The organism is Pseudomonas sp. RGM2987, from assembly GCF_022952855.1.
Taxonomy (GTDB): Bacteria; Pseudomonadota; Gammaproteobacteria; order Pseudomonadales; family Pseudomonadaceae; genus Aquipseudomonas.
In genome coordinates, this window is the sequence record NZ_JALJDX010000204.1 from 1 (window position 1) to 14355 (window position 14355).

12 protein-coding genes are annotated in these 14355 nt (G+C 62.2%); 7 read left to right on the forward strand and 5 right to left on the reverse strand.

The annotated features are described in order from the left end of the window. Positions 1-89: 89 nt before the first annotated feature. On the reverse strand, positions 90-779 hold the full coding sequence (locus tag RGM2987_RS16675; protein ID WP_245143239.1) for a response regulator transcription factor: 690 nt from the start codon (positions 777-779) through the stop codon (positions 90-92). A 61-nt stretch (positions 780-840) separates the two neighbouring features. Then, positions 841-3237, reverse strand: coding sequence for a sensor histidine kinase (locus RGM2987_RS16680; protein WP_245143242.1), 2397 nt, complete (start codon positions 3235-3237; stop codon positions 841-843). Between the two features lie 75 nt (positions 3238-3312). Between RGM2987_RS16680 and RGM2987_RS16685 the strand changes: the two genes are divergently transcribed. Next, positions 3313-4308 (forward strand): alpha/beta hydrolase family protein, encoded by a 996-nt coding sequence (locus RGM2987_RS16685; protein ID WP_245143244.1) that lies wholly within the window; start codon positions 3313-3315, stop codon positions 4306-4308. Positions 4309-4487: 179 nt separating this feature from the next. Here the strand turns inward: RGM2987_RS16685 and RGM2987_RS16690 are convergent, their stop codons facing one another. The 3 genes from RGM2987_RS16690 to RGM2987_RS16700 are packed head-to-tail and all read right to left on the reverse strand — an operon-like array spanning position 4488 to position 6950. Next, positions 4488-5255 (reverse strand): TerB family tellurite resistance protein, encoded by a 768-nt coding sequence (locus tag RGM2987_RS16690; RefSeq protein WP_245143246.1) that lies wholly within the window; start codon positions 5253-5255, stop codon positions 4488-4490. A 1-nt stretch (position 5256) separates the two neighbouring features. Further along, positions 5257-5928 (reverse strand): N-acetylmuramate alpha-1-phosphate uridylyltransferase MurU, encoded by a 672-nt coding sequence (gene murU / locus RGM2987_RS16695; protein WP_245143248.1) that lies wholly within the window; start codon positions 5926-5928, stop codon positions 5257-5259. Continuing rightward, positions 5925-6950 carry a phosphotransferase gene (locus tag RGM2987_RS16700; RefSeq protein ID WP_245143250.1) on the reverse strand — a complete coding sequence of 342 codons (1026 nt, stop codon included), beginning with the start codon at positions 6948-6950 and terminating at the stop codon, positions 5925-5927. The genes murU and RGM2987_RS16700 overlap by 4 nt, the downstream gene beginning before the upstream one ends. 130 nt (positions 6951-7080) lie before the next feature. Between RGM2987_RS16700 and RGM2987_RS16705 the strand changes: the two genes are divergently transcribed. From RGM2987_RS16705 to RGM2987_RS16730, 6 genes are all read left to right on the forward strand, one after another. After that, complete coding sequence (locus RGM2987_RS16705) at positions 7081-9882, forward strand: LPS-assembly protein LptD (RefSeq protein WP_245143252.1); 2802 nt, start codon at positions 7081-7083, stop codon at positions 9880-9882. Further along, on the forward strand, positions 9863-11179 hold the full coding sequence (gene surA, locus RGM2987_RS16710; RefSeq protein WP_245143254.1) for a peptidylprolyl isomerase SurA: 1317 nt from the start codon (positions 9863-9865) through the stop codon (positions 11177-11179). Before RGM2987_RS16705 ends, surA begins: the two co-directional genes overlap by 20 nt. Continuing rightward, positions 11176-12165 carry a 4-hydroxythreonine-4-phosphate dehydrogenase PdxA gene (gene pdxA, locus RGM2987_RS16715; protein ID WP_245143257.1) on the forward strand — a complete coding sequence of 330 codons (990 nt, stop codon included), beginning with the start codon at positions 11176-11178 and terminating at the stop codon, positions 12163-12165. Before surA ends, pdxA begins: the two co-directional genes overlap by 4 nt. Continuing rightward, positions 12162-12980 carry a 16S rRNA (adenine(1518)-N(6)/adenine(1519)-N(6))-dimethyltransferase RsmA gene (rsmA, locus tag RGM2987_RS16720; RefSeq protein WP_245143259.1) on the forward strand — a complete coding sequence of 273 codons (819 nt, stop codon included), beginning with the start codon at positions 12162-12164 and terminating at the stop codon, positions 12978-12980. Before pdxA ends, rsmA begins: the two co-directional genes overlap by 4 nt. Before the next feature lie 107 nt (positions 12981-13087). Then, the gene (gene apaG / locus RGM2987_RS16725; RefSeq protein ID WP_245143261.1) at positions 13088-13468 is read left to right on the forward strand and encodes a Co2+/Mg2+ efflux protein ApaG; all 381 of its coding nucleotides are present in this window, start codon (positions 13088-13090) and stop codon (positions 13466-13468) included. Then, positions 13468-14346: a symmetrical bis(5'-nucleosyl)-tetraphosphatase gene (locus tag RGM2987_RS16730; RefSeq protein WP_245143263.1), complete on the forward strand. Its 879-nt coding sequence runs from the start codon at positions 13468-13470 to the stop codon at positions 14344-14346. The genes apaG and RGM2987_RS16730 overlap by 1 nt, the downstream gene beginning before the upstream one ends. The last annotated feature ends 9 nt before the right edge of the window (positions 14347-14355 follow it).

Consider the following 14355-nt stretch of genomic DNA (forward strand, 5'->3'; position numbering starts at 1 on the left):
CGCGAATGCGGTGTGACAGTCCATACAGATGTAACTGAAGGACCGCATTCGCGAGCAAGCCCGCTCCCACAAGGGAACTGCGGTGGGACCTAGAGGAGTTTATGCTCCATCGCATATTTCACCAGCTCCGCCAGCGAAGTGATGTTGAGTTTCTGCATCAGCCGCGCCTTGTGGGTACTGATGGTCTTGCTGCTCAGGGCCAGTTGCTGGGCGATGTCGTTGACGTTTGCGCCATGGGCCAGACGCTCGAAGACCGAAAATTCGCGCTCCGACAGCAGCGAGTGCAGCGGGCGCGAGTCGGTCAGGCCGACCTCGAAGACCATGCGGTCGGCCAGGTCGGGGTCAATGTAGCGTCCACCGGCGGCAACCTTGCGAATCGCCATGAGCAGCAAGGCCGGATCGCTGTCCTTCGTCGCGTAACCGGCCGCGCCGACTTTCAACGCACGGGCAGCCATTTGCGCCTCGTCATGCATCGACAACACCAGGATGGCCGGCGGATTGTTCAGCGCACGGATCCGTGGGATGGCCTCCAGGCCGTTGACACCGGGCATGGAGATGTCCAGCAGCACCACTTCACAGGGCACATGCCGCAGGGTTTCGAGCAGTTGCTCGCCATTGCTCGCCTCCCCCGCTACCACCAGATCTTTGGCCAGGCCGATCAACTGCTTGATGCCTTCGCGCACGATGGTGTGGTCTTCGGCTACCAGTACACGGATCACGTTCTTCTCCAGATTCAGAATCCAATCGCGAGCAGGCTCGCTCCCACAGGGTTTATGCATTGCCTTGATCAATGTGGGAGCGGGCTTGCTCGCGAAAGCGTCGGTTCAGGCAACCACGTCCTCAAGCCTCCTCCAACGGCACCCGCACCGCCAGCGTCGTCCCCTCCCCCGGCTCACTCTCGAGGGACAACTGCCCACCCATGATCAATACCCGCTCACGCATCCCGACCAGGCCAAAGGACGTCGGCCGACCGGTGCCGGCAATAAATCCTACACCGTCATCGCTGACCGTCAGACACAATTCATCGCCTTCCTGGACCAGGGTCAATTCCACGGTATGGGCCTGGGCATGGCGCATCACATTGGTCAGCGCCTCCTGGAGAATCCGGAACAGGCCAATGGCCTTGGCGTCGCTCAATGGCGGGAGGTTGTCCGGCACCTGTACCAGGCATGGAATCTGGGTGCGCGCCTCGAAGCGCCGGGCCTGCCATTCGATGGCCGAGGCGATGCCCGCGTCGAGGATCGGTGGACGCAATGCCGTCGCCACGTCCCGCACCAGTTGGAAGAGCTGGGCGATCAGGCGCTTCATGCTGTTGAGTCGCTCGTGCAGGCCCGGGTCCAATTGTGCGTAGGCCAGTTCACACATGGAAGTTTCCAGCTTCAACACCGTCAGCATCTGCCCCAGCTCGTCATGGACTTCCCGGGCAATCCGCGCTTTTTCTTCTTCCCGCACACTTTCCAGGTGCGCCGACAACTCACGCAATTGCTCCCGGGAGCTGGCCAGTTCCAGTTCGATGCGCTTGCTTTCGGTGATGTCCCAGACGATGCCGTCCCAGACGTAGGCGCCGTCCTCGAGACGCCGGGAGATCGCCTTGATCTCGGCCCAGCGCTCCTGGCCTTCGCGGGTCAGGATGCGGCCCTGCCAGGACCAGTCGCTGTCGCTGTCCAGCGCCTGGTCCTGGGTGCGGTGGTAGCTGGCCTTGTCTTCAGGATGCACCAGGCTGCGCAGCCCGGTGTCGCTGCGGGCCAAGGTCGCCGGGGAATAGCCCACCAGGCTTTCACTGCCCTCGCTGATGTAGGCGAAGTCGATCTGGCCGGTCACCGGCGCCCGCTCCAGGCGAAAGACCAGGCCCGGCACGTTGGCGGCGATGCCCTGCAAACGCGCCTCGCTTTCGCGCAACGCGGCCAGCGCCCTGCGACGCTCGGTGACGTCGTTGAGGTAGACCACCAGGTATTCGGCGTCGCGAAAGCGCAGGAAGCTCAAGGAAACGTCGGCCGGCAGGATACTGCCATCGGCCCGCACGCATTCGGTTTCGAAACTTTGCGGGCCGTCCTCACTGGCTCGGGCGCGCTTCCACAGGTTCAGCCAGCGATCCATGTGCAGGCCCGGTTCGAAGTCGATCAACGGTCGGTCGATGATCGCGCCCGAGCCGTAGCCGAGCATGCTTTCGGCGGCACGATTGGCATAGCGCACATGGCTGTCCCAGTTGACCCAGAGGATGCCGACCGTACTTTGATCGATGGAAAACTGCGTCAGGCGCAAGGCCTCTTCGCTGGCGGCGCGCTGGGCGATGTCTTCCCGTGCGGCCCGAAGACGTCGCTCCAGCCCGCGTTGCTGGCGACGCTGCCAGAACACGATGGCCACGCTGCTGAGCAGCAGCGCCAGCATCAACAGCGTCAGGTTTTGCCAGAACCCCGGGCTTTCGGTCAGACGCGGGTATTTGGGCTTGATCCAACGGTTGTGCAGTTGCTCCAGCGACTTGGCCGGGATCGCCCGCAAACCGCTATCGATAATCTGCGCCAGCTCCGGCCAGTCGCGGCGGGTGGCGACCCGCAACAACTGCGGCAAGCCGATGTCGCCCACCACTACCAGCTCGGCGAATTCGGGCTCGACCATCAAGCGCCCCAATTGCGCCTCGTCGACCACGGCGTATCGGGCCTGCTGGCTGAGCAGCAGTTGCAAGGCCTGGCGCTCCAGGGGCACGCCCTGCAGATTCAGCATCGGGTAGTTGCCACGCAGGTAATCGGCCGTGGCGCTGGGCATGCGCACCGCGACGCGGGCCTGGGGGTCGAGTTTCTCCAGTTCCACGCCCTCGGCGCTTTTCTGCGCGCCGACGATCAATTGCGGCACCCGCATGTACGGGTCGGAAAACTGCCAGAGCTTGAGCCCACCCGGGGACTGGGTAAGGCCCGGTGCAATATCAACTTCGCCATCGCGTACCGCCGCTTCCAGCTGCGCCACGTCCTGGAAATTGCGCCAGGTCAGTTCGACGTTCAGCGCCTTGCCCAACCACTGCATCAGCTCGACGTTGGTCCCGGACAACCGCTGCAAGCGCCGGTCGTATTGTGCATAGGGTGCCTGCAATACCAGGCCGACCCGCAATTGCGGGTGTTGCGCCAGCCACTGGCGCTGCTGTGCATTGAGCTGTGCGCCGTGGGTGGACGGCGCGGGCGCGGCCCACGACATCAAGGGAAGCCATAAACAGCCGATAACCCACAGGCAGCAAAAACGCATCATCGAAGTCTCATGCACTGACAAACACTGACCAACCCATTAGGCTGCCGGAAATACTTTCTGGTCATGGAATATCCGATGCCCTCTGTTTACCGCCTGGCATTGCCAGCATTGTGCCTGTCGCTGATCCTGCCAAGTGCGTTTTCTGTACAGGCTGACGAACCAGCACCCGCCGCCGCGGAGCAACCTGCCGGGGAAAAGCCCACCGAGCGCCAGCCTTTGCTCGAGCGTAGCCAGGAAGAGGCGAACGCACTGGAACGAAAAGTCCCACTCCAGGAGCAGCAACAACTGCAGACCGGCAGCGACACGTTCCTGGCGCTCTGGAAGCCGGCCAATACCAGCGAACCCAAGGGCGCCGTCATCATAATCCCCGGCGCCGGCGAAACGGCTGACTGGCCGCAAGTGGTCGGCCCGTTGCGTAAAAAGTTGCCTGACGTCGAATGGAGCAGCCTGAGTATCACCCTGCCGGACCTGCAAAGCGATGTCATCGCACCGCGCGTGGTGGAAGTTCCACCGGAGGTCAAGCCGGCTGACGCGGCCGCCGCGGCGCCGGATGCAACCACCGCGGCACCGATCGAACAGATTGCCGGGGGCGAGGCCGACGCGGTAGATCCGGCGATTGCGCAAACCGATGAAGAACACGCCAGGGCCGATGCCGAACGCATCTTCGCCCGTATCGATGCGGCCCTGGCCTACGCCGAGCAGCAAAGTGCCCGCAGCATCGTACTGCTGGGCCATGGCACCGGCGCCTATTGGGCGGCGCGTTACTTGAATGAAAAGCAGCCCGCGCAAATCGCACGCTTGGTGATGATCGCCGCCCAGACCCCGGCGACCGCCAAACCTGGCCTGGCGGAACTGACGCCCACCCTGAAAATACCGACGGCCGATATTTTCTACACGGACAAGCCACTGGATCGCAACGCGGCGCTGGAGCGCTTGCAAGCAAGCAAACGCCTGAAAGGCTCGACGTTCAGCCAGGTGTCCCTCAAGTCGGTGCCTGATTCAGCAGCCCAGCAGGAACAGGTGTTCCGGCGGGTTCGGGGTTGGTTGAATCCACAGAATCCAGGGAATTGAGGTTTGCACCGGCTCTTATGCCGGTGCGCACTCCCGTGGCGAGGGAGCTTGCTCCCGCTGGACTGCAAAGCAGTCCTGACTCCATCCGACACGGTCCGCCCGACACACCGCGTCAGACCGACTGCGACTGCTGTGCAGTCGAGCGGGAGCAAGCTCCCTCGCCACGGATGAATGGCTGACTAGCGAAAATCCCGCCGCTCGCGAATCAGCCGATAGGCGTTATGCAGTTCCCGGGTCTTGTCGGTGGCTTCGCGCACCTGCAACGGCGTTGCGCCGCTGCCGGCGATCTTGTCCGGATGATGACGACTGATCAGACGACGATAAGCCCGCTTGATCTGCGACGGTTCGCTGGTGGCCGAAACCCCCAACAGGCGCAGCGCCTCCTGATAAGTCACGCCGCTGTTGGGCAGCGACAACTTGTGCGGCTCATAATCAGTCGCCAACGCCTGGACCTGTTGCTGCGTCCACCCCAGCCACTTACCCCAGCGGGCAATCAATTCGCGCTCGCTTGTACCGGCACGCCCATCCGCGTAAACCATCCGCCAACAGGCTCTTAATACACCTTCGGCCGCATGGGGCTGCGTGGCAAGCCGCCGCAAATAACCGCGCAGGCGATCGCTCCCGGATTTACCCCGGTTGAACGCAGCGATGGCCCGGCGCTGCGCCGGTTCGCTCAGGTCCAACGCACGCATTTCCTGGCGCGCCTGTTGGATATGACCGTCAACCACACGGCCATCGCTTTTCGCCAAGCGCCCCAGCAACACGAACAACAATTCGTCGTTGCGCAACGCCGGGCGTCCACCCAGGCGTTCACGTACCTGCGCCCAATTTTGCAGGTTCAGGCGCCGATCCAGCGCTTGCCCCAACAAAGCACCAAGCATGGCCCCCGGGATGCTGGCGATGGCAAAGCCCGCCCCGGCTCCAATCAGAGTCCCTGGCCACCACATATCAACCGCTCGCTTCTATCAAGGTTTCGACCTGCGCCAAACGTTCATGAGTGCCGACATCGACCCAGTGTCCCTCCAGCCGTTCGCCACTGACGCGCCCCTCGGCCATGGCCTTGCGCAGCAGCGGCGCGAGCTTGAAAGCTCCATCCGAACAGCCTTCGAACAGCTGCGGGTGAATCACCGAGATGCCGCTGTAGGTCAGTTTGTCGGCAGCTTGGGCACTATCGTGAACCTTTGCATCGGCCAAGACGAAATCGCCGCCCGGGTGATGCTCGGGGTTATCCACCAGTACCAGGTGCGCCAGCCCTTCGAGGGGCCGGTGCAACGCGCTGAAATCGTAATCGGTCCAGACATCGCCGTTCACCACCACAAACGCTTCATCGCCCAATAGCGGCAGGGCGCGGAAGATACCACCGCCGGTTTCCAGCGGCTCGCCTTCCGGCGAGTAGCGGATGCTCACGCCAAACCGTGAGCCATCCCCCAGATGATCTTCGATCTGCTGACCGAGCCAGGCATGGTTGATCACGATCTGCGTGAACCCGGCCCGCGCCAGGGCTCGCAGGTGGTACTCGATCAAGGGAACGCCTGCCACGCGAATCAATGGCTTGGGTGTAGTGAGGGTCAGCGGGCGCATGCGCTCGCCCTTGCCCGCCGCCAGGATCATCGCCTTCATGCCGGGGCTCCGCTCGCTTGGCGCAGGCTCTGGAGGAGCTCCGCCAGAGGCGCCAGCTCAGGACGACGGGCCACGACCGCTTCTATATAAGCAAAGAAGCGCGGTACATCGCCGAGATAACGCGGCTTGCCATCACGGTGACAGATGCGCGCAAAGATCCCGATAACCTTCAGATGACGTTGTACGCCCATCAAGTCGCTGGCCCGCAGGAAGTCCTCGAGATCCGGCTGGACCGGTATGCCCAACGCGCCGGCCTGTTGCCAGTAATCCTCCAGCCAGCCGCGCACGCGCGCCTCGGGCCAACTGAGAAAGGCGTCCTTGAACAGACAAGTCACGTCATAGGTGACGGGGCCATAGACCGCGTCCTGGAAATCCAGCACGCCGGGATTCGGCACACTGAGCATCAGGTTGCGCGGCATATAGTCACGATGCACGAGCACTTTGGGCTGGGCCAGGGCGCTGTTGATCAATAAGTCGGACGCCTGCTGCCAGAGTTGCTGCTGGGCCGGATCGAACTCGATACCCAGCTCACGCTTGACGTACCACTCGGGGAACAGCTCCAGCTCGCGGCGCAGCAGCGCGACGTCATAGCTGGGCAATGGCGCGACCATCGGCAGTTGCTGGAAAGCCAGCAGCGCTTGCAGGGCATCGCGGAATAAATCGTCGGCATTTTCGCCGTCAATCACGTCCAGGTAGGTCTTGTTGCCCAGGTCATTGAGCAAAAGAAACCCGCGCTCAAGGTCTTCTGCATAAATTTTTGGCACGTTAATGCCGGATTTCGCCAGCAAAAAAGCGATATCCACGAAAGGTTTGCAGTTTTCCTGGGGCGGCGGCGCGTCCATCACGATCAGGCTGCGGCCTTCGCCTTCCCAGCGGAAATACCGCCGGAAACTCGCGTCGCTGCTGGCCGCGGTCAACGTGGCCGGGGGTACGGCACCCCAGCCCTGTTGAGCGAAAAGGGGCGGCAGTTGTTCATCGAGCCAAACTTTCAGGTGTTGCAGGCGTACATCTTGGTCGCGCATTACAAGGGTCTCCGACGGCCCTAGCCGTCAAGCGGGTCATGCTTTATTATCCAGCATCTTTTTCAGACCATCGAGAGGCGTGCGGCCCACACCGCGGGCAGATGGCACGCAGGAAGCCCGGACTAATAAGATGGCATTGAAATCCCCCGCGTTTCGTAAAAAATTTCCGTTGTTGGTCACCGGCAGTCTGCTGGCCCTGCAACCCCTGGCCTCTTCATTCGTCGTCGCGGCGCAGCAGTATGACTGCTCCGTCTCCGCTTCGGGTGCCTGGGACTGTTCGCCCAAGACGCCCGCCGCTGCCTTGCCGCCGCGTCCGGTGCACGATGGCAGTGCGGTTTCCGATAACGGCGAGGCTCCGGCCAATAGCGGTTCGAGCGAAGAAGCCGGCGAAAAGCCGATGCTCGTCACCGAAGCCAAAGGCCGCGGCCTGAAGTCGCGCAGTGCAGACTACAGCCACCTGGATTGGGTTCCACGCGAGAACCTCACTCCGGCGCAATTGGCTGAAACCGGTCCGTACTGCTCGGGTGCCTACATCGAGCCGACGCGTCCCGGCATGAACGACAAGACTGCTAAAAGTGACGCCCCGACCTTCCTCGGCGCCAAGGCTTCCCGCTACGAGCAGGAGCAGCAGGTGGCGACCCTGGCGGGCGACGTGGTCATGCGCCAGGGCAGCATGCAGGTGGAGGCCGACGAGGCCAGCCTGTACCAGGCCGAGAACCGTGGTGAGCTGAGCGGCAACGTGCGGGTTCGCGACAACGGTGCGCTGATCGTCGGCGACCACGCCGATGTGCAACTGGACACCGGTGAAGCCAAGGTCGACAACGCCGAATACGTGATGCACAAGTCGCGCATCCGCGGTAACGCGCTGTATGCCAAGCGTGCCGAAAACGCGATCATCCGCCTCAAGGACGGCACGTACACCACGTGCGAACCAAACAGCAACGCGTGGACGCTCAAGGGCAACAACATCACCCTGAACCCGGCCACCGGCTTCGGTACGGCGACCAACGTGACGTTGCGGGTCAAGGACATCCCCGTCCTGTACACGCCGTACATCTATTTCCCGATCGACGACCGTCGCCAGTCCGGCTTCCTGCCGCCGACCATTGGCAGCGGTAGCGACACCGGCTTTCTGCTGGTCACCCCGTACTACTTCAACCTGGCGCCGAACTACGATGCCACGTTGTACCCGCGCTACATGAGCAAGCGCGGCATGTTGATGGAAGGCGAATTCCGCTACCTGACCAAGTCCAGCGAAGGTCAGTTCGGCGCTGCGTACCTCAACGATGAGGATGACGATCGCAGCAAGCAGACCGACTACAGCAAGACCCGCTACATGTACAACTGGCAACACAAGGGTGGCCTGGATTCGCGCGTATCGACGGAAGTCGACTACACCAAGATCAGCGACCCCTACTACTTCCAGGATCTGCAGACCGACCAGATCGGCGTCGAGTCCAAGGACTTCGTGAACCAGCAGGGCGCGGTCAGCTATCGCGGCGACACCTTTACTGCACGTTTGAATGTGCAGGCCTATCAGATGGCAACCGTGTCCAACATAACCCCGTACGATCGCCTGCCGCAGATCACCTTCAATGGTGCCCTGCCGCAGCATCCGGGCGGGCTGGATTTTGCGTATAACACTGAGTTTGTGCGGTTTGATCGGGATTTGAGGACGGGGAACTACACAAACAAGGACGGCGACTCCAGCGAACTGTTCCTTGACGAAAACGTCAAGGGGCTGGCTCGCGCTACCGGCGACCGCATGAACCTGGCGCCGATTGTCAGCCTGCCAATGAACGCCAGCTATGGCTTCATCAAGCCATCGCTCAAGTACCAGTACACCCGGTATGACCTGGATCTGGATAATCAAGGCAAGCAGCAAATTGACGGTCAAAACGCCGAAGGCGACCGCCTGAACGGCACCTACAGTCGCAACCAGAGCCGTGGCGTACCAATCGCCAGCATCGACAGTGGCCTGTACTTCGACCGCAACACCCAGTGGTTCGGCAAGAACTATCGCCAGACCCTGGAGCCGCGCCTCTACTACCTCTACGTACCGGAGAAAGACCAGAGCGACATTCCGGTCTTCGATACCAGCGAAAGCACCTTCAACTATTCCTCGCTGTTCCGGGACAACCGCTTCACCGGCTCCGACCGCGTCGGCGACGAGAACAAGCTGTCCCTGGGCGTGACCAACCGCTGGATCGAAGAAAACGGCTTTGAACGCCAGCGCATCAGCGTCGGCCAGGCCCTGTACTTCAAGGACCGTGAAGTCCAGTTGCCGGGCATCGACGCAAGGACTCGCGAGGATGCGCATTCGAACGTCTCGCCTTACGCGCTGGAATACGAATACCGCTGGAACCGTGACTGGCGCACCACCGCCGACTACAACTGGGACCCGGACAGCCACAGCCCTCGCTCGGGCAGTGCGATGTTCCACTACCAGCCTGAAGACAACCCGAACAAGGTCATCAACGCCGGCTACCGCTACCGCAATGACCTGGTTCGTTACAACCAGAGCACCGGTCAGTGGCAAGTGGGCGGTGGCGACTACGGCACTCCAGGCCAGCCTGGCTACGTGAAGGACTACTACAAGATCAAGCAGCACGACTTCTCGGTCATCTGGCCGATCGTGCCGCAGTGGAACGCCATCAGCCGCTGGCAGTATGACTACAACCGCAATCGGACCCTGGAAGCCTTCGGCGGTTTCGAGTACGACAACTGCTGCTGGAAACTGCGCCTGATCAACCGTTACTGGGTTGCCTATGACGAATTCAGTCAGGAAGCTCCGGAAAACGAAAAAGGCGACCACGGCGTCTTCCTCCAAATTGTTCTGAAGGGACTCGGCGGCCTCACTGGCGCCAAGGTAGAGAGCTTCCTCGACAAAGGCATCCAAGGTTATCGTGAACGTGAAGACCAAGCTTTCTGATTGTCTGCGCCCGCTGATGCTGGGCGCGCTGTTCCTGGGTACCGCGGCCAACGCCGCGGTGCAGTCCATCGATAAAGTGGTGGCCATCGTCGACAACGACGTGGTCATGCAGAGCCAGCTGGACCAGCGTGTCCATGAAGTGCAGCAAACCATCGCCAAGCGCGGTGGCGGCCTGCCTCCACCGGGCGTGCTGGACCAACAGGTGCTCGAACGCCTGATTGTCGAAAACCTGCAGTTGCAGATCGGTGAACGCTCCGGCATTCGCATCACCGATGAGGAGCTGAACCAGGCCGTCGGCACTATTGCCCAGCGCAATAACATGACCATCGACCAGTTCCGCGCCGCCCTGGCTCGCGACGGCCTGTCCTACGATGATGCCCGCGACCAGATCCGCCGCGAAATGGTCATCAGCCGTGTGCGTCAGCGCCGTGTGGCCGAACGCATCCAGGTGTCCGAGCAGGAAGTGAAGAATTTTCTTGCGTCCGACCTGGGCAAGATGCAGCTTTCCGAAGAACTGCACCTGGCCAATATCCTGATCCCGACCCCGGAAAGCGCCAACTCCGAGGCGATCCAGAGCGCTTATCGCCAGGCAATGGACGTCTACCAACAGCTCAAGCAGGGTGCCGACTTCGGTCAACTGGCCGTCGCCCGCTCGGCCAGCGAAAACGCCCTGGAAGGCGGCGACATGGGTTGGCGCAAGCCCGCTCAGTTGCCACCTCCATTCGACCGCGAGCTGAGTGCCATGGCGGTAGGCGATATTACCCAGCCAGCGCGCACGCCTGGCGGCTTCATCATTCTCAAGGTGTTGGAGAAACGCGGTGGCGGCACCCAGGTGCGTGACGAGGTGCATGTCCGCCATATCCTGATCAAGCCAAGTGAAATCCGCAGCGAAGCCGAGACCAAGCGCCTGGCGGAAAAACTCTACGACCGCATCGAAGCGGGCGAAGATTTCGCCGAGCTGGCAAAAAGCTTTTCCGAAGATCCGGGTTCGGCCCTTAACGGCGGCGACCTGAACTGGGTTGATCCGAACGCGCTGGTGCCCGAGTTCCGCCAGGTCATGGCCCAGACGCCACAAGGCCAGTTGTCCAAGCCGTTCAAGAGTCCTTATGGCTGGCACGTGCTGGAAGTCCTTGGCCGTCGCGCCACCGACAGCACGACCCAGGCGCGTGAGCAACAAGCGATGACTGTATTGCGTAACCGCAAATACGACGAAGAGCTGCAAACCTGGCTGCGTCAGATTCGCGACGAAGCCTACGTTGAAATCAAACTTCCTGGTGCAGACCAGGCCGCGCAGTGAAACCCAAGCGCTTTGCGCTGACGCCCGGCGAGCCTGCCGGCATCGGTCCCGACCTGTGCCTGCTGCTCGCCTCGCAACCCCAGCCACATCCCCTGATTGCCATCACCAGCCGCGACCTGCTCCTCGAACGGGCCGCGCAGCTGGGGCTGGTCGTCGACCTGCTGCCGGTGACGCCCGATGCCTGGCCTGATGCCCCGGCGCCCGCCAACAGCCTGTATGTCTGGGATACGCCGCTGGGCGCTCCGGTCATCACCGGGCAGCTGGACAAGGCTAACGCCGCATTCGTCCTGCAAACCCTGAGCCGTGCCGGCCAGGGCTGCCTGGAGGGTACGTTCGCCGGCATGATCACCGCGCCGGTCCACAAGGGCGTGATCAACGAATCCGGGATCGCCTTTTCCGGGCATACTGAATTCCTCGCAGACCTGACCCACACCGCCCAGGTGGTGATGATGCTCGCCACCCGCGGCCTGCGCGTCGCCCTGGTGACCACTCACCTGCCCTTGCGCGACATCGCCGACGCCATCACTCCAGATCGCCTGGAGCGGGTTACCCGTATCCTGCACGCCGACCTGCAAAACAAATTCGGCATCGCCCGGCCGCGTATCCTGGTGTGCGGGCTCAATCCCCATGCCGGCGAAGGCGGACACCTGGGCCGCGAAGAAATCGACATCATAGAACCTACATTGGAGCGCTTGCGCAGCGAGGGCATGGACCTGCGTGGCCCGCTGCCTGCCGACACTCTGTTTACCCCCAAATATCTGGAGCACTGCGACGCGGTGCTGGCGATGTACCACGACCAGGGCCTGCCCGTGCTGAAGTACAAAGGCTTCGGCGCGGCGGTCAACGTGACCCTGGGCCTGCCGATCATCCGCACTTCCGTGGACCATGGCACCGCCCTGGACCTGGCGGGCAGCGGCAAGATCGATACCGGCAGCCTGCAAGTCGCGCTGGAAACCGCCTACCAGATGGCCGAGACCCGTTTATGACTGAGCAATACCAACACCGCGCGCGCAAGCGCTTCGGCCAGAACTTTTTGCATGACGCCGGCGTGATCGATCGCATCCTGCGCTCCATCAATGCCAAGTCCGGCGACCGCATGCTGGAAATCGGCCCTGGCCAGGGCGCCTTGACCGAAGGCCTGCTCGACAGCGGTGCGCAGCTGGATGTGGTGGAACTGGACAAAGACCTGGTGCCGATCCTCAACCAGCAGTTTGCTGACAGAAGCAATTTCAATCTGCACCAGGGCGACGCGCTGAAATTCGACTTCAACAGCCTGGACGCCGCGCCGAACAGCCTGCGGGTGGTCGGGAATCTTCCGTACAACATCTCGACGCCGCTGATCTTCCACCTGCTGAGCAATGCCGGACTGATCCGTGACATGCACTTCATGCTGCAAAAAGAAGTGGTCGAGCGTCTCGCCGCGGGCCCCGGCGGCGGTGATTGGGGCCGGCTGTCGATCATGGTCCAGTATCATTGCCGGGTCGAACACCTGTTCAACGTCGGCCCGGGGGCATTCAACCCTCCGCCCAAGGTCGACTCAGCTATCGTCCGCCTGGTTCCTCACGCCATCCTCCCGCATCCGGCCAAGGATCATCGCCTGCTGGAGCGCGTAGTGCGCGAAGCGTTCAACCAGCGCCGCAAGACCCTGCGCAATACCTTGAAGCTGTTGCTCAGCAGCGCCGAAATCGAATCTGCCGGCGTCGACGGCAGCCTGCGCCCCGAGCAGTTGGACCTGGCAGCATTCGTGCGCCTGGCCGACAAGCTCAGCGATCAGCTCGCGTCAAAAGCCGAGGCCAACTGACGGCACTCGTGATCGGGTAGGATGCCACTCTGGTCTACTACCCGATACTTGGCCTAGACTGATGCCATCAGTGACCCGCGTCCCGCTTCGTTCTTAAGGCCTTTTGCATGTCCGATCCTCGCTACCAGGTCGACGTCAGCGTCACCACCCGCTATCTGACCGAACAGTCCCAACCTGAGCACAACCGTTTCGCTTTCGCCTACAGCATTACCGTACGCAATAACGGCTCCTTGCCGGCCAGGCTGCTGTCGCGGCATTGGGTCATTACCGACGGTGACGGCCATGTCGAAGAAGTGCGCGGTGAAGGGGTCGTCGGCCAGCAGCCGCTGATCGACGCCGGTCAAAGCCACAGCTACAGCAGCGGCACCGTGATGACCACCCGGGTCGGCACGATGCAAGGCACCTACCAGATGCTGGCCGAAGACGGCAAACGCTTCGATGCCGTCATCAAGCCTTTTCGCCTGGCGGTACCCGGGGCCCTGCACTGATGGCCACGTATGCGGTCGGCGACCTGCAGGGCTGTCTCGACCCGCTCAAGTGCCTGCTGGAGCGAGTCGCCTTCGACCCGCAGCAAGACACGCTGTGGCTGGTGGGGGACCTGGTCAACCGTGGCCCGCAATCGCTCGAGACGTTGCGCTTTCTCTACAACATCCGCCAGTCGCTGGTGTGCGTGCTCGGCAACCACGACCTGCACCTGCTGGCAGCCTGGCGAAACATCGAGCGGCTGAAGAAATCCGATACGCTCAGTGAAATACTGGCGGCCCCCGATTGCGTCGAGCTGCTGGAATGGCTGCGTCAGCAGAAACTCATGCACTACGACGAGCAGCGCAACCTGGCACTGGTGCACGCGGGCATTGCGCCCCAGTGGTCGTTGCGCAAGGCCCTCAAGTGCGCGGCCGAGGTCGAACAGGCGCTGCGCGACGACAATCTGTTCGGGCCCTACCTGGATGGCATGTACGGCAACGAACCGGTCAAGTGGGACAACGACCTTACCGGCGTAGCCCGTCTTCGGGTCATTACCAACTACTTCACCCGCATGCGCTTCTGCACCCGCGACGGCAAGCTCGACCTCAAGGGCAAGGAAGGCATCGAGACCGCACCGCCCGGCTATGCCCCCTGGTTCAAGCACAAAGAGCGCAAGACCCGAAGCCTCAAGATCATTTTCGGCCACTGGGCGGCGCTTGAAGGCCAATCCGACGAACCCGGGGTCATCGCCCTCGACACCGGTTGCGTGTGGGGCAGTGCGATGACGTTAATGAACGTCGACAGCGGCGAGCTATTGCGTTGCGATTGCAACGAACAGGGCCGCCCCAAACCCCATAATCCCTCGACCACCGCACCATCGCCGGCCCGTACAGCCGTCTGACCGGTGCTG